Genomic DNA, 25367 nt, shown 5'->3' with positions numbered 1-25367 from the left:
AGTTAGCAGAATGGGACGATGACCGACTATTATGCGGTTCTGAAGAAGGCGGTTGGGGGGCTCGAAGGCGAGGCCGGCGAGGTGCGGCGTGCTGTCTATGACAAGGCGCGCAACGCTCTCATCGGTCAGTTGAAGTCGATCGATCCGCCCCTGACGACGTCCGAGATTTCGCGCCAGCGCCTCGAGCTCGAGGAAGCGATCCGCAAGGTGGAGCGTGAGGCCACGACCATGTCGCGTGCCCGCGCGACAGCGGCGGTCGCTGAAGCGCTGCTTCAGCCGCCGGCGCCTGAGCCCTCTCCGGAGCCGGAACCCGAGCCTGAACCCGAGCCCGAACTGGTTTTCGAAGAGGATCCAGAGTCGGAATTCGAGGAACTGGTTGCGCCGCCGCCTCCACCTCCTCCGCCACCCGTGCGGCAAGCGGTCGCGCCGCGGACAACCCCCACGCGTCCGGCGGCCCCGCCAATGCCTCCTGCTCGCCAGCCGGCGCAGCCTTCGCTGACCCGCGCCGCGCCGCAGGCTCCCGTGCGCCAGGCGCCTCCTCCTCCGCCGCCACCTCCACCTGTCGAACATTTCGACGAGCCGGACTATCCGGTAGAGCCGGAGCCGGAGTTCGAGCATTTCCACGACGAGCCGGCCTATGAGCCGCTCGACGCGGAGCCGGAATTTGTCGATGTGACGCCGCCGCAGCCGGCGCCGCCGCCACCGCTGAGGCCGCAGCCGCGCGCCGCCGGCGGTTGGGCGCCGCAGGTCGCGCCGGAGGATGCGCCGCCGTCGCGCGGCAAGAAGGCAGCGCCCGCGCCAGCCGCCGGTCGCCGCGAGCCCTCTTTCGCGCCGTCGCCGACCTATCCGCCGGAGCCCAATTTCGACATTGGCGCCGATCCGGAGCCCGATTTCAGCGCCGACCCCGATTGGGGGCCGGATCAGCGCCCGGTCGCCCGGCCGCTCGACAATCCCTTTGTCGAGGAGCCGCGTGGCCGTGGCCGTCAGCGCCCGCAGCCGGCCGAGAACCGCGCGCCGCGTCGCCCGCCGCCCATGCCGCCCGAAGAGGATCGATTCGGCGAGCGGCCGCGCACCTCGCGTTGGCCAACGCTGATCCTGTTGATCCTGATCGGCCTGATGCTGGGCGGCATTGCCGCCTTGGCGTGGTCGCAGCGTGTGCTGGTCAAGGATGTGATCGGCGATCTGATCTCATCGGTCGACAAGACGGACACCGCCAAGCCGGCACTCAGCGAGGAACAGGCCAATAACGCCAGCGCCGCCGCCAGCAAGAATGGCGACCGGCTCGGCGGCGATCCTGCGCCCGAAATCGCGCCGAAATCGGTGCGCACGGTCGATCCGGGTCCGTCGCCGGATGGCGCTGAAGGCGACCCGCTGAGCGGCGTCGTCCAGCCCGACATCGCGCAGAATGCTCCGGCCGCCGCACCCGCACCGAGTCCTGCCCCGACCGATGCGGCCGCTCCAGCTGCCGCGGCATCGTCTGCGCCGGCCGCGGCCGGCCAGCCGGCGTCGATTGATGGCATTGTGGCGCAGAAGGCGATCCTCTACGAGCAGCCGACGGATGGCGGGACCAACGTTTCCGCGCTGCCGGCGAGTGTCGTCTGGTCGTTCAATGCCAACAGCTCGAACGGGCCTGAAGTCCAGGCGATCGTTCAGGTGCCGCAGCGCGACATGAAGGTCACGCTCAACATCCGCAAGAACACGGATTCGGCGTTGCCGGCGAGCCATCTCGTCGAGATCATCGTCGATACGCCGAGCAATTTCCCCGGCGGTGGCGGCGTCAAGTCAGTGCCGGCCTTCGTGATGAAGCCGACCGAGGAAGCGCGCGGACAGCCGCTCGACGGCGCCGCCGCGAAGGTTGCGGACGGCTTCTTCTGGATCGCCTTCGCCAATGATGCCAGCGCCATGGCGCAGAATATCGCGTTGATGCGCGAGCGGAACTGGATCGATATCCCGCTCGTCTACAATAACGACCAGCGTGCGATCCTGACGCTTGAGAAGGGCGCCCCGGGCCAACAGGCCTTCCAGCAGGCGCTCGCCGCCTGGGGTAACTGAGCGCTCCATTTCCACCTTCTCCCGCCGGGCGGGGGAGGGGCATTCCGGATTGGCATCAGACGCCCCTTGCGTCCTTCGATGCCATCCGCCATTCTTGACGCATTCCGAGGGGTGTTCGCGTACGCGAGCTGAGATGGCCCAGGGCCGAACCCTTCGAACCTGATCCGGGTCATGCCGGCGAAGGGACGGGAAGGTGCTCATGCCAGATTTCTGGACTCCATAGCTCGCTCAAGTCGCTCGCTCGTATGGCCTCGTCCGTATTCGGAGAGGCGAAACTGCCATGGCCATGCGTTTGCGGCGCAATCGAAGCCTGCTCATGGCCGCATTGCGCGTGCTGCTGATCGCGCTGTTCGTCATCGCGCTCTGGCAGGCCGTGATCTTCGTCTTCGCGCCGCCCCCTTTCATGCTGCCGCCGCCGGCCAAGGTCTGGAACGCATTGGTGAGCCGGCCCGAGCTCTGGTCGCGCGATGCCGTCGTCACGCTGACCGAGACGATCCTCGGGCTCGTCACCGGTTCGATCGCCGGCTGCCTGCTCGCGCTGCTGATGGTGTTCGTGCCGGCGATCCGCCGCCTGCTGATGCCGCTGCTGATCCTTACGCAGGCCTTCCCCGTCTTTGCGATCGCACCGCTTCTGGTGCTGTGGTTCGGCTTCGGCATCGGGTCGAAGATCGTCATGGCGACGATCGCCATCTTTTTCCCCGTCGCCTCCGCCTTCCATGACGGCCTCTCGCGCACTGATGAAGGCCTGCTCGATCTCGGGCGGCTCTATCGCGCGCGCCATTGGCAGGAGGTCGTGTTCCTGCGCGTGCCCAACGCCCTGCCGGCGCTGGCCTCCGGCCTCCGGGTCGCGGCCGTCTATGCGCCGGTTGGCGCGCTGATCGGCGAGTGGGTCGGCGCCTCGTCGGGCCTCGGCTACGCGATGCTGATGGCCAATGGCCGCGCCCAGACCGATGTCGTCTTCGCAGCCCTCGCGCTGCTCGCCGTCATGGCCGTCATCCTGCGTGCGGCCGTCGAGATCGCCACCCGCCACATCGCGCCCTGGGCGCCCGAAAACCTCCAACGATCGACCTGAAAGGACGCAGAACCATGAAACCACTGCTCAGTGCCGCCTCGGCGCTTCTCGCGGCCGCACTCTTCGTCACGCCGGCGGCTGCGGCCGACAAGATGACGGTGCTGCTCGACTGGTTCGTCAACCCGGACCATGCGCCGCTGGTCGTCGCCAAGGAGGGCGGCTTCTTCGAGCGCCAGGGCCTCGATGTCGAGCTGATCGCGCCGGCCGACGCGAGTGCTCCGCCGCGTCTCGTCGCCGCCGGTCAGGCCGATATCGCCGTCACCTACCAGCCGGACCTGATGCTCCAGGTGAAAGAGGGCCTGCCTCTGACCCGCATCGGCACGCTGATCGAAACGCCGCTCAACTGCCTGATTGTGTTGAAGGATGGTCCGATCAAGACGCTCGCCGATCTCAAGGGCAAGAAGATCGGCTATTCCGTCGCCAGCCTGCAGCAGGTCTATATCGACGCCATTCTCGGCTCCGCCGGTCTGACGACCAAGGACGTCGAGATGATCAACGTCAATTTCAACCTGTCGACCTCGCTGATGTCCGGACAGGTCGATGCGGTCATCGATGGCTATCGCAATTTCGAGCTGACCCAGCTTGCGATCGAGGGCAAGCCGGGCGTTGCCTTCTTCCCCGAAGAACACGGCGTGCCGCCCTATGACGAGTTGATCTTCGCGACGCGCAACGAACTCCGCACCGATCCACGCATGGCCCGTTTCATCACCGCGATCGAAGACGCCACGATCTTCCTGACCAACCATCCCGACGAGGCGCTGGCGATGTTCCTGAAGGCCTACCCCGATCTCGATGACAAGCTGAATCGGCAGGCCTTCGCCGACACGCTGCCGCGCTTCGCCAAGCGGCCGGCGGCGCTGGATCCTGGCCGCTATGACCGTTTCGCGCAGTTCCTCAAGGATGGTGGCCTGCTCGATACGGTTCCGGCGGTGGACAGCTACGCCATCACGCCACGCTAGGTCGACGCGACGGCCAGAGTGCGCGGCCGGCCATTCTGGCCGCGCGCTGCTACCCTTCCGGCAGGCCGGCGAGGCGAAGGCCCTCGAGATAGCGGTCGAAGTCCTTGCCGGTCAGATTGTGGACGGCCGCGCGGACATCGGCGAGCGTCATGCCGGGAATGTCGAGCAGCAGGCGCTCGACAGCCTTGCGCGCCTGGGCGAGATCGCCGCAGAGCGCGGCCGAAGTGGCCAGCAGCCGGTTGGCCCAGATCATGCCCGGCCGCTCGTCCAGCGCCTTGCGCGCCCATTGCGTGGCGTCGCGATAGCTTCCGAGCATGAAATGGCAGGTCGCCATGCCGGCAAAGGCGTTGAACTGCACCGGATCGCCGGGGCTGAGCGAGATCGCCTTGTTCAGGCATTCGATGCCGCGTTCCGGCTCGCCCGAATAGGCATGGACATAGCCCATGCGCGTCCAGGCCCAGGCAAAGGTCGAATCGAGCGACAGCGCCCGCTCGATGAAGACCCGGGCGCGCGACTGGTCTGCGTTGAGGATCGAGAAGGTCGCGCCGATCATCGTATAGACGAGCGGATCCGGCTCCGATGTCTCGGCTGCCTTTTCCGCCAGTGCCAGCGCCACCTTCTTGTCGCGCTCGATATCGTCCGACCAGAGATAGGTTACCTGCTGGCTGAGGCTCCAGGCCTTGAGGCCGAGCGCGGTGCCCGAGCGCGGATCGCTCGCCAGGGCCTCGTCGAGCAATTTGAGCGCGATCTCGTTTTCGCTGCGCCGATGCGCCCAGAAATGGGGCATGGCGCGCAGCACCAGATCGTGCGCGCGGACTGCATCGGCCTCCTTGCGCCGGGATCGCTCGATTTCCGCGGTACGGATGGCGGGGTGCAGCGCGCCGGCGATCTGGGTCGCGACATTGTCCTGCAGGGTGAACTGGTCCTGGATGGAACCATCGACACGGCCCGACCAGAGATGCGCACCCGTCTCGGCGTCGATCAGCTGCGCCGTGACGCGCAACGTGTCGCCGCCCCGCCTGACACTACCTTCGATGACGTAGCGCACGCCGAGATCGCGCTTCAGCGCGCGCACATCCGTCGGCTTGCCCTTGTAGAGAAAGGCTGAATTGCGCGCGATCACGCGGATGTCGCGCAGCCGCGCCAGCGTCGCCGTCGTCTCTTCGACGGCGCCATCGGCGAAGGTCTCGCAGTCCTTCCCGTGTGACAGATCCTCGAAGGGCAGCACAACCACGAGCGGCCTCTGGTCGGGCTGCTTCTCCGCGGCGAGGCCGGGCAGGGCGAGGACGCCCGGCGTCAGCATCTGGTTCTGCGTCGGCTGAGCATCGGGCAGCGTCTTGCCCGGCGGGGCCCAGAACCAGGCTTCGACGGGATAAGGGACGCTCCGCAGCATCAGGAAGCCGACCGGCTTGAAGGCCGAAGCCGGCTCGCCCAGCAATTGCCAGCGAACGGAATGGGTGATCGCAATGCCGCCGGGTGGTGCTGCCGTCTGCAGGCGCATCGCGAAACCGAGCGCGACGCCGAAGCGATCGTCCTCGCTCAGGATGACATCGGCCAGCACGATGGCGGCGCGGACTTCGATCGGCGGACGGCTGGAATTGGCGTTGCGCTCGGCCATCGTCGTCTGGAAGCCCATGGTCCACTCGACCGCGTCCAGAACGCTCGGAAACTCGACGAGGCCGCCATCGCCCATGGTCTTGATGATGTGCGCGCCGTATTTGGCAAGCGTTGGCCGCACGATTGTCTTGTAGACGAGCCTGATCTCGCGCAGCGTTCCGAGTTCATCCGCGCGGATCAACTCGGAATAGCCGACAACATCCAGTGCGGCGATCACCGTCAATCGTCGACGCGGACGCAACATTGCCGGACCTCGATTTTGGAAGCCGCGACAATGCATCAGTTCTTGGCGTACGACAAGTGAAGCCCAGACGCCAAAAGCCGCCGGCAGGCTGCCGTCGGTGTCACCTCACGCCCAATTGATCGCTATCGTGCCGCTGACGCCCTCAGGCGTCGGCCAACTCGTCCTCGTCATGATTGCGCTCGAGGTCGCGCGCCCCGCGGCGCACGGCCTTCTGCACCTTTTCGAACGCGCGGACCTCGATCTGGCGAACACGCTCGCGGCTGACGCCGAACTCGGCCGACAGCTCTTCCAGCGTGATCGGGTCCTCGGCCAGGCGACGCGCCTCGAAGATCCGACGTTCGCGATCGTTCAGAACGCCCATCGCGTCGCGCAGGAGCTGGCGCCGCGTGTCGGCTTCCTCCTGGTTGGCGAGGATCGTCTCCTGATTGTCGCTGTCGTCGACGAGCCAATCCTGCCACTCGCCGCCTTCCGCGTCGGCACGAAGCGGCGCATTCAACGACGCGTCGCCACCAAGACGGCGGTTCATCGAGATGACGTCCTCGGTGGTCACACCGAGCTTGGTCGCGATCTGCTCGACCTGATCCGGCTTGAGATCACCCTCGTCGAGCGCCTGGATCTGGCTCTTCATCTTGCGCAGATTGAAGAACAGGCGCTTCTGGTTCGCCGTGGTGCCCATCTTCACGAGGCTCCACGAACGCAGGATGTACTCTTGTATCGACGCCTTGATCCACCACATGGCGTAGGTGGCGAGGCGGAAGCCCTTTTCGGGCTCGAAACGCTTGACGGCCTGCATCAGGCCGACATTACCTTCCGAGATCACTTCGCCGATCGGCAGGCCATAGCCACGATAGCCCATGGCGATCTTCGCCACGAGACGCAGATGGCTGGTGACCAGCTTGTGCGCCGCGCTGCGGTCGTCATGTTCCTTATAGGCCTTGGCGAGCATATATTCTTCGTCGGGCGCGAGCATGGGAAAGCGCCGGATCTCTTCGAGATAGCGCGATAGACCCGCTTCGCCTGACGCAATGACGGGAAGACTTGCCCTGGCAGCCATATGTGCCCCTCCTTCTTGCCGGCGCTCCTGAAAAGCCAGCGCCGAACGCGGCCGTAGCGGCCCGCATGAGCATATATAGGCACGAATTCCACTAAAAACAGGACCCCTCTTTAAGGGGGCCTTCACATCGCCTTGAGGGCATCCACCAGTTCGGCCAGATCATCCGGCAGTTCGGATTCGAAGCGCATGGTTTCGCCGGTACGCGGATGCTCGAAGCCGAGCAGCCATGCGTGAAGGGCCTGGCGTCGGAAATTGCTGGCGATCGTGCGGGCGGGTTCCGGCAGGCGCGCCGCCTTGGTCAGGAAGCCCTTGCCATAGTCCTTGTCGCCGATCAGTGGCTGGCCGAGCGCCGCCATATGGACGCGGATCTGGTGCGTGCGGCCGGTCTCGAGGCGCAGGTCGAGAAGACTGGCGATCGGGGCAGCCGCATCGCCGAAGCGTTCCTCGACGGTATAATGCGTGATCGCTTCCTTGCCCCCGGTCTTCACGATCGCCATTTTGAGCCGGCTCGTCGGGGAGCGGCCGATCGGGGCATCGACGAGCCCGTAGGGCAGGGACGGAACGCCCCAGACAACCGCCTGGTAGCCGCGCTCGAGCGGACCCGTCCGACCATGGTCGGCGAACTGCGCCGCGAGGCGCTTGTGCGCGCGGTCGTTCTTGGCGACGACCATCAGCCCGGTCGTGTCCTTGTCGAGGCGATGTACGATGCCCGGCCGCTTGACGCCGCCAATGCCGGAGAGGCTGTCGCCGCAATGGGCGATCAGCGCATTCACCAGCGTGCCGGTCCAATTGCCGGCCGCGGGATGCACCACGAGGCCGGCGGGCTTGTCGATGACGAGGAGGTCCTCGTCTTCATAGACCACGTCGAGCGGTATTGGCTCGCCATCCGGCTCGGCCGGTTCCGCCGGGGGAACCGACACGCGGATCACGTCACCCGAATTGACCGCCTTTTTGGCCTCAACTATGGTCGCGCCGCCGACAGTCACATGGCCGGCTTCGATCAACACCTTCAGGCGGCTGCGGCTCAGCTCAGCGATCGCGCCTGCGAGATAGGCGTCGAGGCGACGGCCGGCCGCCTCCGGTTCGACCACGAGGTCGACGATTTCCTCGCCGTCATCCGGAAATTCATCCATGGTCCGCGTTTCTTCCCAAGCTTATTCCAATGCGCCCGGCGGGCCGGACGACGAGAATGATGCCCCGCTCGACCCTGCGGTCGAGCGCATCCGCCAAAGGCTGAAACGGCTGATCCTGGTCTCGAGCGCGACGCTGCTGATCGGCCTCGTCGCCGTACTCGCCGCCGTCATCTATCGCGTTGGGCATGGCGGAGACAAGCCCGCACTGCAGCCCATGGCGGCAGAGATGGTCATTCCCGGGGCGATTCCCGCCGGCGCGCGTGTGATTTCCTCCGCGCTCGACGGCACGCTGCTGGCCGTGACCGTCGATATGGGCGGTTCCACCCGCATTCTGGTCGTCGATCTCACCTCCGGCAAGATCGTTCGCCGCATCGCGCTCGGCCAGCAATAGCGCTTCTGGAAAGGCCGATCCCGGCGCTTTTCGATAGCTGTGATTTCTTCGGCACCAAGCGATGATCCCGGCTTGCCAAGCGCAAGCCGAGCGGCTATATCCGCCTCGTTCGCATCAAAGCGAGCTCGTTGCGCCCATCGTCTAGCGGTCAGGACGTCGCCCTCTCACGGCGAAAACCGGGGTTCGATTCCCCGTGGGCGCGCCAAAACAATCAACAGTCTCATGACGAATGGCAGCGTTGGCGTCCAGTGGATGCCTAAGTCCTGCGGACCTGCGTCGGACACCCTCCTCTGCGTCTGGTCCATGCGGCGTTGCCGCCGGCGTCCTCCTCGCGATTATCGAGCCCACATTGAGAGCATTCCGGCTTCTGTGCCTCTCGCGCTCAGCCGCGGTTTCCTCGCCGCCACTTGAGCGGCGCGCGCGATCTTGATCGCCGTTGAGCGCCCTGGGCGTGGGCGATTGCAATTTCGGTTGGCGAGCCATGACCGTTCCTGATCGGTTTGATAAGACTGCCGATGCTGGCGACTGGCGAGAGGGCTGTTGCCGGCTGCGACTGGCAGACGAGGAAAGCCAATGATCTATGAACTGCGCATCTACACCACGCTCCCCGGCCGGATGCCGAACCTGTTGAACCGCTTCCAGAACGCGACGCTCGCGCTGTGGGAGAAGCACGGTATCCGTCAGGCCGGCTTCTGGACGACACTTGTCGGCCCGTCGAACAACGACCTGACCTATATGATCGCCTGGGAGTCCATGGCCGAGCGCGAAACGAAGTGGGGTGCGTTCATGGCCGACCCGGAATGGATCAAGGCCCGGGCCGAGAGCGAAAAGGACGGGCCCATCGTCGCCAATGTGGCCAGCTCCTTCCTCCAGCCGACCGCGTTTTCCTCGGTCAAGTAATCCGGCTGCCGAAGCGTGCTCGCGCGTCGAGCTGGAGCAGGCAGGGAATGGGCCACTGAACGGTTGATGATCGGCTGCAGGGGGCATCCGCACCGGTCTTGTACCCTGTTACCGGATTGTCCTCCGCGCTGCCGCCAGCAAGCCTTCCCTTGGGCATTGGCTGAAATGACAACGCCCGGTCCGAGTGATCGGACCGGGCGTCATGGTCAGTCGTGGAACGGCTTGATCAGAAGTCGATGCTGAACTTGGCACCGAGGGTCTGGGCAGTCGTCGTCGAGCCGAAGGCACCCTGATAGTTCAGCCGCACCGTGATGCCGTTGCCGGCGATCATGTCGGCGCCGGCGCCCACCTTCCACAGCACCTGGTCGAGGGCGGTGCTGACGGTGAACGGATCGGTGATCGTATCGGCTGCGAACGTGCCGATGAGCTTCAGCTCGTCGGTCGAGTAGACCGTTACGCCGCCACGAACATAGGGACGCAGCAGGAAGCCGTTCGGCAGCGTGGTCTGGCCACCGACCTCGAGGGCAGGCGTCGCGCTGTAGACGGTCTGGCCGGAGCCGTCGACGCTGACCGCCGTGATGCCGCCGGTTTCGGAGAAGGATCCCTGGCGGGTGTAGACCGCGTCCAGATCGATCTGGGGCTTTGCATAGAAATCCCCATTCTGCAGCGTGTAGGCGGCGCGCAGGCGCGCATCGACAACGCCGAGATCCGAGCTGCCGCTCAGATAGTTGGCGATGTTGCCGAAGGCGACCGAGCGGTTGGCGTCGTACCAGCCATAGCTTCCCGAGAGCGAAGCGGCGAGCAGGAGCGGGCCGGGGACGTATTTGACGACCAGGCCGGTATTGAAGGCGTTGACCGAGCTGTAGCCGTTCTGGTTGTCGCGGATATTGCCCGACGTGCCGCCTGCGGCGAAGCCGACGCGCCATTCCGGCGCAACGGCGAATTGCGCGCCGCCAGCGAAATTCCACGTATCACTGTCATAGCCGACGCTGCCCGACGAGGCAGTCTGCTTCAGGTTGCGATAGTCGCCGCGCACCCAACCGCACTGACCTTCGGCGCCGAAGAAATAGGCGCCGTCCTCGACACGACAGCTCATGAGATTGTCCGAGAAATCGGAAATCCCGAGCGCCGCCGCCTGCTCGTTGGAGAGATAGATGTTCGGCGACATCTGGTTCACCGCGGCATTGACCGCCGTGAGCGAGTTCATATTGACCAGATTGAGCGCGATCGAATAGAGCGCGCTGTTGGTGTTGACGCTGCGCGACAGATAATTGCCGATCGCAATGCCGTTCCCGGTCACGCCCGCAGGCGCGAAGTTGAAGCCGTCGATGACGAGCGTGGCCGAGTCGGAGCTCGCGCCATAGTCGATATAGCTGAGCACCACGGGGTTGTAATAGGCGAGGCTCTTGTCGGAGACACCGTCGCCGGTCGTCAGGAAGGTGTAGCGCTGCGGGCCGCCCTTGAAGGTCTCCATATTGACGCCGAGCGTGCCGCCGAGGCTGGCCGAGCCGCTGGCATTGATCACGTCCGACGTGCCGTTGGCCATGTCGAGGTCGATCTTCAGCACGCCGGCGGCCGTGTTGACGAACGAGCCGGTGAAGGCCGTCGTCGTGATCGCGCCCGCACCGCCGACTGAGACCGTGCCGCTGTTGGTGAGCGTCCCGGTCGAGCCGATATCGACCGAATTGCCCATGTTGAACAGTGCGCCGCTCTGGTTGTTGAAGGCGTTGTTCGAATTGGTCAGGTCGATATTGCCGGTGATCGTGCCGTAATTGGTGATCGCCGTCGTGGTGTAGATATTGTCGACATTGTTCGCCTGGACGGCGAGGGCGTTGATGCCGGCGCTATTCTGCACCGTGCCGTTATTGACGAGCGTGTTGGTGGCGCCGATGTCGAACGTCACGCCGGCTCCCGATGCGCCGCCCTGCACGGTGCCGCTGTTGATCGCGACATTCAGATTGCCGTAGCCGCCGACATGAATGCCGTTCACGGCGCCGGAAAGGTTGCCGTTCGTGGTGACACCCACGGCAGCCTGCGAGGAGGTCGCGCGGATTGCGTCGCCGCTCGCGGCCGTGATGTTGCCGGTCTGGCTGACCGTGACCGCCTGGTCGTCGCTCTGATTGCCGGCGACGATACCGTCGTTTGCGGCGGTGATCGCGCCATTATTGGTGACGGTCACGCCTGCGCGGATGGCGGAGGCACTGATGCCCGTGCCGGTCGTCGCGGTGATGTTGCCGGCCTGGGTGACCGAAACGGCGTTCGTGTCGCTCAGATTCTTGGCGTCGATACCGTCGATATAGGCCGTGATGGCGCCGCTATTGGCGACCGTCACGCCGCCGCCGATCGAGGAGGCCGCGATACCAGTTCCGGAATAGGCGCTGAGGTCGCCATTGCTGTGGCTGACCGTCACGGCCTCACCGCCGAGATTGCCGGCGCTGATGCCGTCGAGTTGCGCGGTGATGGTACCGAGGCTCGATACCGCGACACTGCCCGTCGAGGACGATGCGACGATGCCGGACCCCGAATAGGAGGTGACGGACCCGCCCTGCTGGGTGACGCTGACGGCGCCACCCTCGCTGCTGGTCGCGGTGATGGCGGTGAGCTTGGTCAGCACCGTGCCATTGGTCGTGACCGTGACGTTGCCGCTGGTCGAGGATGCTGCAATGCCCGCGCCATCATAGGATGTGATGTTGCCCGTGGTGTAGACGCCGACGGCCGCACCGCTCTTGTTGCTGGCATCGATCGCGTCGAGCTTGGCGGTGACACCGCCATCGGCGGTGACGGTGACGGCGCCGTTCGGCGAATAGGCGTCGATACCGGTTCCGGAATCGGCGGTCAGCGCACCCGTCTGCGACACGGTGACGGCTCCCGAGCCGACATTGTGGGCATAGATGCCGGAGGCACCTTCGACGGCGCCGACCGAGGTGATGCTGACGGCCCCGTCAATGGCCGAACCGCTGAGCGCCGTGCCGTTCCAGGCGAACATGTCGCCCGTCTGGACGATCGTCACGCCCGTGCCGGTGCCGGAGGTCGTGGCCTTGATGCCGTCCTGATCGGCCGTCACGCGGCCCGTATTGATGACGCTGACCGAGCCCAGCGCCGACGTCGCGACGATGGCGCTGCCGCCCCAGGTGTTGATATCGCCGAAGCGATCGACCGTGACTGCCGCGCCAGCTCCCGTGCTGGAGGCGATGACGGCGTCACCGAACGAGGAGATCGAGCCGGAGCCCGTCACCGTCACTGCGCTCGCGGGCGAGCTCGCAAAGATGCCGTTGCCGCCCAGCGAGAGAAGGTCTCCCGTCTGGTTGACGGAGGCGGCGGCGCCAGGGGCGAGCGCATAGACGGCCGTGGCCTCTGCCGTAACGTCACCTGTGCTGACGACGTCGACCGTGCCATTCGACGAATAGGCGTAGATGCCGTAGCCGCCGGCCTCGATCGTGCCGGTCTGGTTCACCGTGACCGCACTCGAGGAGGAGTTCGTCGCGCGGATGCCGTCCTCGAACGCGTCGATGGCACCGACATTGGTGACGCTGACGGCGCCCAGTGCCGATGTCGCGACGATGCCGCTGCCGGTCTGCGAATAGATGTCGCCGGAGCGGTTCACCGCCGCGGCCGCACCGGCGCCGGTGGTGGAAACGGAGATGCCGGTATCCATCGAGGCGATGGAGCCAGAGCCAGTGACGCTTGCCGCGCCCGACGGCGCGGAGACGCGGATGCCATAGCCGGCATGGGAGATGATGTTGCCGGTCTGGTTGACCGAGGCTGCAGCGCCCTCAGCCAGCGCATAGACGCCAGTATCCTGCGATTCGATGTCGCCGGTGCTGGTCACGCTGACAATGCCACCCGGCGATTGCGCGTAGATGCCATAGCCGGTCTCGGCGTAGATCGTGCCGGACTGATCGACCGTCACGGCGCTCGAAGAGCCGTTCTTCGCATAGATGCCGTCTTTGAGCGCGGCGATCGTGCCTTGATTGGTCACGCTGACAGCGCCGAGCGAAGCGGTGGCGATGATACCGCTGCTTCCCCACGACAGGATGTCGCCGCTGCGATTGATCGTCACCGCCGTGTTGGCGCCGGTGCTGTTGGCGTAGATGCCGGCTTCCTTGGATGCGATCGAGCCGGAGCCGGTGATGTCGACCGTGCCGGCGGGTGCCGTGGCGTTGATGCCGTTGCCGTTGATCGAGAGCAGGTCGCCGGTCTGATTGACGGAGACCCCCGCGCCATTGCTGATGACCTCGACGGCATTGTCGAGTGCCGCGACATTGCCGGTGCCGAGAACGCTCACGACGCCGTTGGCCGAACGGGCATAGATGCCCTTGCCGCCGGCGAAGATCGTGCCGGACTGATCGACGGTGACGGCGCTCGAAGAAATATTTGAGGCGTCGATGCCGTTCTTCGCCGCGAAGATCCAGCCGTCATTGGTGACGCTGACGGCGCCGAGAGAAGTCGCGGCGACGATGCCACTGTCCGTCTGCGAGTAGATATTGCCGGAGTGATCGACCGTGGCGTTGCCCATGCTGGCCGCATAGACGCCGGTCTTGTTGGCCGCGATGTTGCCGGAGCCGGTGATGTTGACCGTGCTGGCGGGCGCGCTGGCATAGATGCCATAGCCCTCGACCGAGTCGAGATCGCCGGTCTGGTTGACGGTGACCGCCTTGCTGTTGGCGAGCGCGTAGACGGCGGTGTCCTTCGACAGGACATTGCCGGTGCGGGTTACGTCGACCGTGCCGCTCGGCGAATGGGCATAGATGCCGTAGCCGCCCGCGACGATCGTGCCGGACTGGTCGACGCTGACCGCCTGAGCCGAGGTGTTCTCGGCGAAGATGCCGTCCTTGGCCGCGAGGATCCAGCCATCATTGGTGACGTTGACCGCCCCTGCGGACGACGTCGCGACGATGCCGCTGCCGGTCTGCGAATAGATGTCGCCCGAGCGATCGACCGTCGCTGTGCCGTTGCTGGTGGCATAAAGCGCCGTGTCCTTGGCCGCGATGTTGCCGGAGCCGGTGATGTTGACCGTGCTGGCGGGCGCACTGGCGTAGATGCCATAGCTGTTGAGCGAGGCGAGATCGCCGGTCTGGTTGACCGTGACCGCCTTGCTGTTGGCGAGGGCGTAGACGGCCGTGTCGTTCGACAGGACATTGCCGGTGCCGGTCACGCTGACCGTGCCGCTCGGCGAATGAGCATAGATGCCATAACCCCCGGCGACGATCGTGCCGGACTGGTCGACGCTGACCGCTTGAGCCGAGGTGTTTTCGGCGAAGATGCCGTCCTTGGCCGCGAGGATCCAGCCATCATTGGTGACGTCGACCGCCCCTGCGGACGACGTCGCGACGATGCCGCTGCCGGTCTGCGAATAGATGTTGCCCGAGCGATCGACCGAGGCGGCGCCACTGCTGGTGGCGTAGAGCGCGGTTTCCTTGGCTGCGATGTTGCCGGAGCCGGTGATCGTGACGGTGCTGGCCGGCGTGCTGGCGTAGATGCCATAGCCGTTGAGCGAGGCGAGATCGCCCGTCTGGTTGACGGTGACCGCCTTGCTTTCAGCGAGCGCGTAGACAGCCGTGTCGTTCGACAGGACATTGCCGGTGCTGGTCACGCTGACCGTGCCGCTCGGCGAATGGGCATAGATGCCATAACCCCCGGCGACGATCGTGCCGGACTGGTCGACGCTGACCGCTTGAGCCGAGGTGTTCTCGGCGAAGATGCCGTCCTTGGCCGCGATGATCCAGCCATCATTGGTGACGCCGACTGCGCCGACAGCGGACGTCGCGACGATGCCGCTGCCGGTCTGCGAATAGATGTTGCCCGACCGATTGACCGTCGCCGTGCCATCGCTGGCGGCATAGAGCGCGGTTTCTTTCGCGGCAAGATCGCCGGAGCCGGTGACGGTCACCGTGTTGAACGGCGAGCTGGCATAGATGCCATAGCCGCCGAGCGAGACGATGTCTCCGGTCTGGTTGACCGAGGTGGCGGCGCCGTCGGCGAGTGCGTAGACGCCGGTATTCCCCGACACGATGTCGCCGGTTCCGAGAACACTGACGGTGCCGTTGGTCGAATAGGCGTGGATGCCATAGCCGGCGGCATAGATCGCGCCAGACTGGTCGATCGTCACCGAGCGGTCGGAGGTGTTCTCGGCATAGATGCCGTCGCCGGCCGCAACGATCTTGCCGTCATTGGTGACGCTGACCGTGCCGCGCGAGGTCAAAGCGACAATGCCGCTGCCGTCCAGCGAATAGATGTCGCCGGACCGGTCGACGGTGGCGGGCGTGTAGTCGCCGGTGCTGGAGACGTAGACGCCCGTCTGCCGCGAGATGATCGTGCCGGAGCCCGTCACGCTTGCCGCGCCATCAGGCGCGAAGGCGTAGATGCCATTGCCGGTTGCCGAAATGATCGTGCCGGTCTGGTTGACCGTCGCGCTGCTGCTCTCGGCCAGCGCATAGACGCCCGTATCGAAGGCCGCGATGTCGCCTGTGCTGACGACGTTCACCGTGCCGTTGGAGGAATGGGCGTAGATGCCCATGCCGCCCGTCGAGAGGATCTTGCCCGTCTGGTCGACGGTCACGCTGCTGGTGGATGTGCTTTCGGCATAGATGCCGGTATCGCTGGAGCGGATCGAGCCATCATTGGTGACCGATACGGCGCCATTCGACGCGATGGCGAAGATGCCCTGGCCACCCTGAGCCTTGATGTCGCCGGTATGCGAGACCGAGACGAGGCTGCCATCGCTGGAGGTCGCGTAGATGCCCGTCTGCGCGGCGACGATATCGCCCTTCACGGTGACGGAGACATCGCCGTTCGGGCCGGCGCCGCCGGAGGAGGCGGCATAGACGCCATTCGCCGACAGCGAGGTGATGTCGCCCGTATGGTTGACCGAGACGTCGCCCGATCCATGGCTCTCGAGCTGGATGGCGTTCAGATCGGCGACCACATCGCCCCGGCTGATGTCGGTGAGGTTGCCCTGGCCCCAGATATAGATTGCATGGGCGTCGGCGGAGGTGATGTCGCCGCTCTGCAGGAGCGAGACATTCCCGCTTTCATGGCTGACGAGGCCGATGCCGTCCGATTTGGCGTTGACGTCGCCGACGACGACTGCCGAGATACCGCCATTTGTATCGGCATTGATGCCGACGCCGCCGGTGGAGGTGACATCGCCGAACTGGCCGATCGTGATGGAGCCGCTCTTGGTCCCGTGCAGGCGGATCGCGTCATCGGCCGCAGTGACGTCGCCGATATTGACGAGCGAGATGCGGCCGCCGGTCTCGGCATAGATGCCCTTGCCGTTCCGAGAGCGAATGTCGCCGACATTGTTGATATCGATCGCGCCCGTGCCGGAGCTCTTGGCCTCGATGCCGTTAGCTCCGGTGCCTTTCACCTTGATCGCGTGATCGCCGAGGAAGCTGTTGATGTTGATCGCGCCGTTCGACGTGAATTTGATACCGTCGACGCCGGAGGCCGGGGTGATGTCCGTTCCTACGAAACCGACATTCAGCGTGTTGCGCGGTCCGGATACGGAAATGCCCGAGGAAACGTTACCGCCGCAGAAGACTGTCAATCCGAACGTGCTGCAGGCCGCCCAGGCGTCGCCGCCCGATGCCAGCATCGCCGTGCTCAGCGCTGCGCTGCACAGCAAGGTCTGGCGCCAGCTTCGGCCCGACCGGAATGCGGTGCGTGACTGCGCCGGCTGGTGAATGACACCACTCAACTCGACCTCTGACTTCAAGATTGCGTCCCCCGGTCTTCCCTCGCGACGAACGTTCCGTTCGGCGCGGATGCCCATTTTCTCTGGCATTCCAGTCGGCGCGAATGCGCCACCAATTCAGTCTGATCGCGACGCACCGGGCCGGGATCGGCCATGGTTCGCTTTGTCGATCGTCGTCTTGTCGTCGTCATTTCTGCAGGACCCCGCCGGCCTTGAGGGTGGGATCCCCGAAATTGGTATCAATGAGTGCCAACGAACCGGCATCTGAAGGAACAGATGCCGTCGATCCGCCCGGCACGATCGTGCCGCGCATTCCCATGGACGCGTCGGCTGGTGTCGTCGTGAAACTCGCTGGGCCGACGGGGCGCATACCGCGCGCCGAGGCCACGTCCGTCGAGGCGCCCGTCGCGCCGAAATGGTGCGGCGTCAGGATCAGGACGCTGGAGACGAGGGCCACGCCCGCAAGCCGTCCGCGCCGTCCGGCGAACGGCGCGAAGGATATTGCGGGCAGCCATTCCATCGCATCGGCGAGACGCGTGCGCAGGCTGAGCACGAGATCGGAAACGCCGTTGCGGAAGCCGATGAAGCGATGCAGGCCATAGAAGTAGAGCGTGACGTTGGCCGCCGGGATGATCGTGCCCAGATATTCACGCGCAAGCATGCCCTGCACGACATAGATGGACATGAGCGTCAGCATGAAGCTGTTGAACAGGAAGGCGTAGGGCGGGACGAAGGTGCGGTTCGCGACTTTCGGCGTGCGCGAGAAGCTTCCCTTGCGACCCGTCACCACCTGGCGGATCGATGCGGCGATGCCGGCAAAGCTCACCGGCAGCAGCATGAGATTGAGCGAGCAGACGGCGAAGAGATCGCGAATGCGATAGCCGAGCTTCTTGAGGTCGGTCCCGTAGAGCAGGAAATACGGGATCATGACGAAGGGCGTCCAGATCAGGGCGCGTCCGTCCTTGCTCGCCCACACCATCAGGGTGAAAACGGCAGCATTGCCGATCAGCGGCGACAGCAGATAATGCGAGCGCAATGTCAGTTCCGGCAGGCGGCGCAGCCGGCCGGGCGAGCCCAGGAACTGCCGCAGCAGCATCGGGAAGATGATCAGCCCGCCATTGCTCCAGCGTTTGCGCTGGATGGCAAGCGCGCCGAAATCGCCGGGCGTCGCACTATAGGCGAGCGGCGCGAAGAAATTGTGCACCGCCCAGCCCGCGTTGAGCAGATCGATGGTCGAGCCCGTATCCTCGATCACGGTCTCGTCCTGGATGTAGACCGGGCACGTCTTGTGGCCCTCGACCTGTTCGCGGCGGATATCCTCCAGCGCCTCGAAGCGGATCAGCGCATTGGCACCGACCCAGTAGGACGCATTGTAGAAGGTCGCGCCCTGATGGATCAGATATTGAATGTCGGTCGTGGCGCCGGCGATCCGCTCGACCACTTCGCGGCTGTTCGGGAAGGCGAGATAGGGGGTCTGCGCGACGCCGCGGCGGGGGTGGCTCTCCAGCACATGGGCGAGCTGCAGCATGTAGTCGCCGAGGATGACGCTGTCGGCGTCGAGCGTCAGCACATAGGTCGAGCCGGGAATCGCGATGCTCTCGGGCGAGGGCGCGGACGGCTCGAAGAAGCGCTGCCGGCCCGACTGGCGCACGACATAGGAGCCGCCCATCAGGCCGATATAGGCGTTGAGGTTCATCGCCTTGTTCGGCGCATGGGAAAGGTTGTCGAAGGCCTTGCGCTGGAAGCTGGTGATGTCGTCGCAGAAGAGCGACGCCAGCCGCTCATACTCGCCATCGATCTCGTCGACCGTCAGCGGACGCTTGGCGATCGCTTCCGAGACGCGGTGGTAGTGGCGCGCGAGGTCGCGCACGATGCGCTCGATGAAGAAGCTGTCGACATGCACGAATTCGGGCGCGATATCGGCCTCGAAGTCGCGGGCCCGTCCCTCGAGCCAGAGCGCGGCGCGCCGATAGTTCAGCGCAAGCCGCTCCGCCTCGTAGCGCAGTCCGATCTTGCCCGCGTCATAGCGGCGGTACCAGGCGTCGCGCTCGGACCGAAACGCGGTCATCGGGGTCGCGATGATCCGGCGCACTTCGGCCACGGCTGCAAGCGTGTTGGAGATCGAAGCGCGATCCTTCGGCGGATCGTCCACGAGCAGAACGATGCGGCGGTTCGAATAGCGCGCGATTGCCGCGGAGAGCATCGTCATGATGATGACGCGCTTCTCCTCCCGGTAGGAGGGGATCAGGATGGTGATTGTCGGCGCATCGGGAGAGAGAAGATAGTCGACTTCTTCGTCGTCGAACGAACGATGCAGGGCGGCACGGCTGGCCGATCCGTACCGGCTGACCTGGTAGGAAATGCAGCAATAGAAGAGTCCGATCAGCAATCCGTAATAGAGGACGCGATCAATCAGCTGCATCTCGACGTTCAGATGCAGATGGAGGCCAAGGGCGCTGAAGCAGATAACGGAAATGACCAGCAGAACGAGAACCCGCATGGGCTCGCTGGGGATCAGCCGTTTGAGAGGATTTCGCGCGATGGGCGCTGATCGATGCATTGCAACACTACCGAAAGACGTGCCGCGAGGCCGTCCTGAGACTCACATCGCTGGACGGATGACAGGCATCCAGCGGGCCGCGTGTGGATTTGTGGCTTGGAACCACGCGGATGAGTGGCGCGCCCCGGAGGGCCACCACATCATCCGCCAACCCTCATCCAGCGGGCGCGACGACGAGTTCGGTAAAGTTGATCCGGCTAAGAAGTGAAGTCAGGGCGACACTGCGCCCGTAGGATCTGGTCTGTTCAAACGGCACCGTGGCGGCACCAGACGCATTGCGACAACCCAAGATGTGGACCCCCGTCCCCCGAAAGATGCTCCCGCCCAAACACACCGCGCGGAGCCCCCTCCGCATGGCGCTAACGTCGCGAGACTCAGCCATCTCTCAATTTCACTGCGGTCTCAAAGATACCCGCCGCTTCTCGGGCACGCAACGTCATGCGACCTCTCCACCCCTACAAGGCGGCGCTTCGACGGGGCGCGCCATCGTTTGGTTTGGGGACTGTGGCGTTTCAGTCACGATCGCAGCCCGTATCGCGCGCCAATCGAAATCCGCAGTCCTCGATATGGCACCGCTCCGGCCTTGCCCGGTATGAGAGGGTCAACTCGGGCTCAGGTCGAAACAGGGGAGGCGGCGAATGACCGCGCAAAAGCTTAGCTGCCACAGGATGTTGATTCTCGCGGCGGCAATTCTGGGTGGGTCCTGCGGATCGGCGTTCGCCGGCCCGAATGAGGCCGGTGACCGCGCGCTGGCGGCGGGCGATTGCTTCCATGCGCTCGCCTATTATCGCATGGCCGCCGACAAGAACGATGCCTGGGGCCAGCTGAACATGGGCAAGCTTTACGAGGCGGGCACCTGCGTCAAGCAGGACTATAGGGAGGCCGCCAAATGGTACAAATGGTCGGCTTCCAAGGGCAATAGCTGGGCCCAGTACAGTCTTGGCGCGCTCTACGCATCGGGCTCCGGCGTCCAGAAGAACGACAAGCAGGCAGCGGCCCTGTTCCAGAAATCTGCGGCTCAGGACAATCCATGGGGCGTTTACAGCCTCGCCAAGGTGCTCGATTCCGGTGCAGGCCTGCCGGCCAATGCGGTGGAAAGCCTCAAACTGTACGAAAAAGCCGCGGCGCTCGGAAATGCCTGGGCCCAGTATAATCTCGGTGACAAGTATTTTGCGGGCGAGGGTGTCACGAAAAGCGTGCCGAAGGCTGTAGAACTTTATCAGAAATCGGCGGACCAGGGGAATGCGTGGAGCCAGCTCAGGCTCGGCGAATTGTATCTTTCGGGTCAGGGCGTGAAGCAGAACAGCCGGGCGGCCGCGGCGCTGCTGAAGGCGTCGGCCGATCAGGGCAACGGCTCGGCGCAGGCGGCCTATGCGGCGCTGCTCGAAAGCGGCAAAGGCGTCAAGGCGAACCGCAAAGAAGCCCTGCGCTACTACCGCCTCGCCGCCGCCCAGCCCGACGCGCCGGATTCGGTCAAGGCACGGATCAAGGCACTCGGCGGCTCTGCCGCGAGCGCCACAACGGATGCGGCCAAGCCTGCCGCAGCCAAGCCGGCAGCGGCCGCGACCAACCCGGTTGCCGCCTCGACAAAGCCTGCCCCCGCCACGACGACGCCGGCCGTTCAATAATCCACGAAGGGCAACCGTTCCCGCACGACGGCTCCTGCTGGAGCCGTCGTCGCGTCGCGGGTCGTTGATCGGGCTGCGTCCCTATAGGGTCGGGTCCGCCCCGATTCTCCGGTCACGCCGTGGCGAGCGCCCCATGACGCGCTTGAAGGCGGTGCTGAATGCGGCCTCCGAACCATAGCCGACCGCCTGCGCGACGCGCGCCACCGAGCTTCCCGGTTTCTTCAGCGCGCGGTCGGCCTGGCGCATACGCCACTCTGTCAGATAAGTCAGCGGCGGCATGCCCGCGACACTCTTGAAATAGGTCGCGAAGGCCGTTCGCGACATGGCCGAGGCGCGCGCGAGTTCGGGCAGTGTCCAGGCGTGGGCGGGGTTCGCATGCATGAGCGACAGCGCCGGCACCAGCCGGGGATCGCAGGCCGCCCGAAGCCAGCCGGCCTCGACTTGCGCGCCGCCGGAGAGATGGCGCCGCAGGATCTGGATCATCAGCAATTGCGCGAGGCTGGCGCAGGCGATCTCCGCCCCCGGCGCGCGCGACGCCGCCTCCTGGACCAGTTCGGTGACGAGCGTCCTCAACCGCCCCGCATCGTTCTCTCCCGCCGGCAGATGGAGTGCGTCTGGCAGGCTCTCGATCATCAGCCGCCCGCCCGCCTGGTCGGTATCGAGATGGGCGCCGAGGAACAGGAAGTCGTCGCCCTCGCCGACGGAGATGATCGTCGTATCGGCATTGGCGAAGACCTCCGCCGCCGGCAAGGGCTGCATGGAGAGATCGCTGGCAACCGTGAAGGCGACATTCTTCGTGAGCAGGAAGACATCGCCCGTGCCGAGCCTGAACTGTTCGTCGATGCCCTCCACCAGGAGCAGGCAGCGGCCCCGCGCTATGGCGAAGAACTTGATCTTCTCCGGCGGTGGAAAACGGATCGCCCAGTTGCCGCCGCCAATGAAGCCCCCGGCATAGACCGTTCGGGCATCGATCATCTCGAGGATCTCGGAAAGGGGATCGCGGCGCATCTTAGAACTTTCGCGAAGAAAATCAGAACGAATACGCATTCAAAGTACGATGACGGCTCCGTACATCCAAGCCATGGAAACCGGAGACAGCGCCATGAACACCCCTCAGCACCCGATCGGATCGGGTTTCAGCGCCCATAGCACGACCCTCGACGTCATTCGGGGGATCGATCTGACCGGCAAGCTCGCCATCGTCACCGGCGGATATGCAGGTCTCGGGCTGGAGACGGCGCGCACGCTCGCATCAGCCGGTGCGCGGGTCATCGTTCCGGCCCGCAATGTCGATCGCGCCCGTCTGGCCGTGGCCGAGATCGGCGGCGGGATCGAGGTCCGGCCGATGGACCTGACCGTTCCGGCCTCGATCGATGCGTTCGCGCGTGGCGTCGTCCAGTCCGGATTGCCGCTGCACATCCTGGTCAACAGCGCCGGGATCATGGCTCTGCCAGAACTCACGCGCGATTCCCGTGGCCATGAAATGCAGTTCTCGACCAACCATCTCGGGCATTTTCAGCTCGTAGCCGGCCTCTGGCCCGCGCTGAAGCGCGCCGGTGGCGCCCGTGTTGTTTCCGTCTCGTCGCTGGGCCATCTCTTCTCAGACATCGCCTGGGACGACATCAACTATGAGGCCCGCGCCTATGATGCGTGGAGCGCCTATGGGCAGTCGAAGACCGCCAACGCCCTGTTCGCGGTGGAGCTCGACCGTCGTGGCCGCGAGCATGGCGTGCGCGCCTTCTCGCTTCATCCGGGCGGCATCGTCACGGGGCTCGCCAGGCACCTCTCGACCCAGCAATTGCAGGCGGCCGGCAATCTCGATCAGGCGGGAGAACCCGTCATCGATCCGGACCGGGACATGAAGTCCGTGCCGCAGGGCGCGGCGACCCAGCTCTGGTGCGCCGTCAGCCCGCAGTTGGACGGCAAGGGCGGCGTGTTTTGTGCGAACGCCGATATTGCCGAGGTTCTGGACGGTGGCGTCTCCTTCGCGCTGGAAGGGATGGGGGCGCGCCGGATAGGCGTGGCGCCCTATGCCGTTGATCCGCAATCCGCCGAACGGCTCTGGAGCGTGAGCGAAGCCATGACCGGAGCGACGTTATGAGCATGGCTCACGCGACAACCGGATGGCGCCCAGCCCTCCGGCCAGTCTCGCGCCGACATCACCGTGGCTCGGTCGCCTCTCCGGCAGGCGGCTTGCTGTCGGCCCAAGTCAGCAATGCGTCCAGCGCCGGGCAGAGCGCCTGTCCCCACGCGGTCAGGCAATATTCCACCTTTGGCGGAACCTGATGGTGGACGATGCGGCGGACAATGCCGTCCTCCTCCATCTGGCGAAGCTGCTGGATCAGCATCTTCTGCGAGATGCCCTGAATGGCGCGCTCGAGTTCGGAGAAGCGCAACGTCCTGCCGCCGAAGAGGTGGAAGAGAATGACCAGCTTCCATCGCCCCTCCAGCATGCGCAGGGCGTCCTCGACGCCGGCCGCGCCGGCACCGGGCGTGGGGTACCGGTCCTTACTATCGGGTAAGTACCTTACTTTTTCGTCGGTTCTTGTCATGTCTTCAGTATGCCGCCACCTTGGCTCGTGAACAAGCGCCCTCCAACGGCGCCCTCCCGACATCAGCACTGACGAGACCGAGCATGACTGTTTCACTGCCTGCGCCGATCGCGCGTTACTTCGCGGGGAAGAATGCCCGCGACTATGCCACAGCTATTTCCGCCTTCGTTCCGTCCGCAGTCGTCCGCGACGAGGGACATCGCCATGAAGGACAGGCGGCCATCGCCGCCTGGATGGAGGAAACAACGGTTCGATATGACGACCGGGCCGATGTGACGGGCTTTGCCGCCGAAGCGGGGGGCAGGATCAAGGTCCGCGCCAGCGTCTCGGGCAATTTTCCGGGCAGCCCGATCGCGATCGGCTTCGTCTTCACGCTCGAGGGCGAGCGGATCGCCGAACTGGAGATCGGCTCGTGACCGCGCCGCTTCCCTTCAAGATCGACCCGGCCGAGTTCTCCGGCCGCCGCGTCCTCGTGACCGGCGGAACCAAGGGCGCCGGTGCTGCGATCGCGCAGCGCTTTCGCGCCGCCGGTGCACGCACGGCCACCAGTGCGCGGCGTGCGCCGGAGAGCGGCGTGGTGGACGAACTGTTCGTGGAGGCAGACCTCAAGACACGCCAGGGTATCGAAAGCCTGGCCGATGCGGTCGAATCGGCCTTTGGCGGCGTGGACATCATCGTGCACACGCTCGGCGGATCCGGTACGCCGGGCGGAGGCTTTGCCGCCGCGACCGAGACCTTCTGGCAGGACGAGCTCAATCTCAACCTGCTCGCCGCCGTCCGTCTCGACCGCCTGCTGGTGCCGGGAATGATCGCGCGCGGTTCGGGCGTGGTCATCCATGTCGCGTCGATCCAGCGCCGCCTGCCGCTTCATGAATCGACGATTGCCTATGCGGCGGCCAAGGCGGCGCTGGCGAGCTACAGCAAGGCGCTGTCGAAGGAACTCGGTCCGAAGGGCGTGCGCGTGAACACGGTCTCGCCCGGCTGGATCAGGACCTCGGCCGCGGATCATCTCGTGGCGCGGATCGCGCAGAGCGGCGGGATCGACGCGGAGGCGGCCCGGCAGAGCATCATGGATGCGCTGGGCGGCATTCCGATCGGCCGACCGGCCTGGCCGGAAGAAGTCGCGGAACTGGTCGCCTTTCTTGCCTCGGACCGTGCCGCCTCGATTCACGGCGCGGAGTATGTCATCGACGGCGGCACGATCCCGACCGTCTGACGGCTCGCCGCGCCGCACGGGCGCGGTCTCGCCTCTTGCCGCCTGACGCGAAGGCGGCGAGGGGAGGGGCTCGTCACCGCGTCGAGGCCGGGGACCAATGCACTTCCTCCGTCTGCGCTCTTGAAACGGCGATGCGATTCGGACCATAAGCCTATGGTCTCCGGCCGCGCCGCGTGCCGGCGAGACGCTGAAGACCACCAGCTTCAGTCCCGGTAGCTCAGCAGGATAGAGCAACGGTTTCCTAAACCGTAGGTCAGGGGTTCGAATCCCTTCCGGGACACCACATTCCGATC

17 protein-coding genes, 2 tRNA genes and 1 riboswitch are annotated in these 25367 nt (G+C 65.3%); of the genes, 12 read left to right on the top strand and 7 right to left on the bottom strand.

Features of this window, described 5'->3' with window-relative positions:
- The first annotated feature begins 18 nt into the window (after positions 1-18).
- From QO014_RS17605 to QO014_RS17595, 3 genes are all read left to right on the top strand, one after another.
- Positions 19-2052, top strand: coding sequence for a hypothetical protein (locus QO014_RS17605; RefSeq protein ID WP_266350049.1), 2034 nt, complete (start codon positions 19-21; stop codon positions 2050-2052).
- Between the two features lie 97 nt (positions 2053-2149).
- A riboswitch (TPP riboswitch) is annotated at positions 2150-2255 on the top strand.
- Between the two features lie 113 nt (positions 2256-2368).
- Complete coding sequence (locus QO014_RS17600) at positions 2369-3124, top strand: ABC transporter permease (RefSeq protein ID WP_370877176.1); 756 nt, start codon at positions 2369-2371, stop codon at positions 3122-3124.
- Between the two features lie 14 nt (positions 3125-3138).
- Positions 3139-4083, top strand: a complete 945-nt coding sequence (locus tag QO014_RS17595; RefSeq protein WP_266350048.1) for an ABC transporter substrate-binding protein — start codon at positions 3139-3141, stop codon at positions 4081-4083.
- A 49-nt stretch (positions 4084-4132) separates the two neighbouring features.
- Here QO014_RS17595 and QO014_RS17590 read toward each other — a convergent pair whose 3' ends face one another.
- The 3 genes from QO014_RS17590 to QO014_RS17580 all read right to left on the bottom strand — a co-directional run bounded on the left by QO014_RS17590 (position 4133) and on the right by QO014_RS17580 (position 8131).
- Positions 4133-5917: a tetratricopeptide repeat protein gene (locus QO014_RS17590; protein ID WP_266350047.1), complete on the bottom strand. Its 1785-nt coding sequence runs from the start codon at positions 5915-5917 to the stop codon at positions 4133-4135.
- 169 nt (positions 5918-6086) lie between these two features.
- Positions 6087-6998 (bottom strand): RNA polymerase sigma factor RpoH, encoded by a 912-nt coding sequence (rpoH, locus tag QO014_RS17585; RefSeq protein WP_266350046.1) that lies wholly within the window; start codon positions 6996-6998, stop codon positions 6087-6089.
- Positions 6999-7120: 122 nt separating this feature from the next.
- Positions 7121-8131 carry an RluA family pseudouridine synthase gene (locus QO014_RS17580; RefSeq protein ID WP_266350045.1) on the bottom strand — a complete coding sequence of 337 codons (1011 nt, stop codon included), beginning with the start codon at positions 8129-8131 and terminating at the stop codon, positions 7121-7123.
- Between QO014_RS17580 and QO014_RS17575 the strand changes: the two genes are divergently transcribed.
- The 3 genes from QO014_RS17575 to QO014_RS17565 all read left to right on the top strand — a co-directional run bounded on the left by QO014_RS17575 (position 8130) and on the right by QO014_RS17565 (position 9422).
- Complete coding sequence (locus QO014_RS17575; RefSeq protein ID WP_266350044.1) at positions 8130-8522, top strand: DUF6476 family protein; 393 nt, start codon at positions 8130-8132, stop codon at positions 8520-8522. The genes QO014_RS17580 and QO014_RS17575 overlap by 2 nt on opposite strands.
- 130 nt (positions 8523-8652) lie before the next feature.
- A tRNA-Glu gene (locus QO014_RS17570) sits at positions 8653-8727 on the top strand.
- 368 nt (positions 8728-9095) lie between these two features.
- Positions 9096-9422, top strand: a complete 327-nt coding sequence (locus QO014_RS17565; RefSeq protein ID WP_266350043.1) for an NIPSNAP family protein — start codon at positions 9096-9098, stop codon at positions 9420-9422.
- Between the two features lie 226 nt (positions 9423-9648).
- On the opposite strand, the gene QO014_RS17560 is transcribed toward QO014_RS17565, so the two are convergent.
- Positions 9649-16791, bottom strand: coding sequence for an autotransporter outer membrane beta-barrel domain-containing protein (locus QO014_RS17560; protein ID WP_266350042.1), 7143 nt, complete (start codon positions 16789-16791; stop codon positions 9649-9651).
- Positions 16792-16822: 31 nt separating this feature from the next.
- On the opposite strand from QO014_RS17560, the gene QO014_RS17555 reads away from it, so the two are divergent.
- Positions 16823-17107 (top strand): hypothetical protein, encoded by a 285-nt coding sequence (locus tag QO014_RS17555; protein WP_266350041.1) that lies wholly within the window; start codon positions 16823-16825, stop codon positions 17105-17107.
- Positions 17108-17305: 198 nt separating this feature from the next.
- Here the strand turns inward: QO014_RS17555 and QO014_RS17550 are convergent, their stop codons facing one another.
- On the bottom strand, positions 17306-19618 hold the full coding sequence (locus tag QO014_RS17550) for a glycosyltransferase family 2 protein (protein ID WP_266350040.1): 2313 nt from the start codon (positions 19616-19618) through the stop codon (positions 17306-17308).
- 698 nt (positions 19619-20316) lie between these two features.
- On the opposite strand from QO014_RS17550, the gene QO014_RS17545 reads away from it, so the two are divergent.
- Positions 20317-21306 (top strand): tetratricopeptide repeat protein, encoded by a 990-nt coding sequence (locus QO014_RS17545; protein ID WP_266350039.1) that lies wholly within the window; start codon positions 20317-20319, stop codon positions 21304-21306.
- Between the two features lie 81 nt (positions 21307-21387).
- Here the strand turns inward: QO014_RS17545 and QO014_RS17540 are convergent, their stop codons facing one another.
- The gene (locus QO014_RS17540; protein WP_266350038.1) at positions 21388-22314 is read right to left on the bottom strand and encodes an AraC family transcriptional regulator; all 927 of its coding nucleotides are present in this window, start codon (positions 22312-22314) and stop codon (positions 21388-21390) included.
- A gap of 94 nt (positions 22315-22408) precedes the next feature.
- Between QO014_RS17540 and QO014_RS17535 the strand changes: the two genes are divergently transcribed.
- Positions 22409-23407, top strand: a complete 999-nt coding sequence (locus QO014_RS17535; RefSeq protein ID WP_266350037.1) for an oxidoreductase — start codon at positions 22409-22411, stop codon at positions 23405-23407.
- A gap of 58 nt (positions 23408-23465) precedes the next feature.
- On the opposite strand, the gene QO014_RS17530 is transcribed toward QO014_RS17535, so the two are convergent.
- Positions 23466-23858, bottom strand: coding sequence for a winged helix-turn-helix transcriptional regulator (locus QO014_RS17530; RefSeq protein WP_266350036.1), 393 nt, complete (start codon positions 23856-23858; stop codon positions 23466-23468).
- A gap of 83 nt (positions 23859-23941) precedes the next feature.
- Between QO014_RS17530 and QO014_RS17525 the strand changes: the two genes are divergently transcribed.
- The 3 genes from QO014_RS17525 (at position 23942) to QO014_RS17515 (ending at position 25357) form a co-directional block, all read left to right on the top strand.
- Positions 23942-24274, top strand: a complete 333-nt coding sequence (locus QO014_RS17525; RefSeq protein ID WP_266350035.1) for a nuclear transport factor 2 family protein — start codon at positions 23942-23944, stop codon at positions 24272-24274.
- A complete protein-coding gene (locus QO014_RS17520; protein WP_266350034.1) occupies positions 24271-25074 on the top strand; it encodes an SDR family oxidoreductase in 804 nt (267 codons plus the stop codon). The genes QO014_RS17525 and QO014_RS17520 overlap by 4 nt, the downstream gene beginning before the upstream one ends.
- Before the next feature lie 206 nt (positions 25075-25280).
- Positions 25281-25357, top strand: a tRNA-Arg gene (locus tag QO014_RS17515).
- The last annotated feature ends 10 nt before the right edge of the window (positions 25358-25367 follow it).

The sequence above is a fragment of the Kaistia dalseonensis genome (assembly GCF_030814715.1).
Classification (GTDB): domain Bacteria; phylum Pseudomonadota; class Alphaproteobacteria; order Rhizobiales; family Kaistiaceae; genus Kaistia; species Kaistia dalseonensis.
This window is presented reverse-complemented; position numbering and strand designations above follow the sequence as displayed.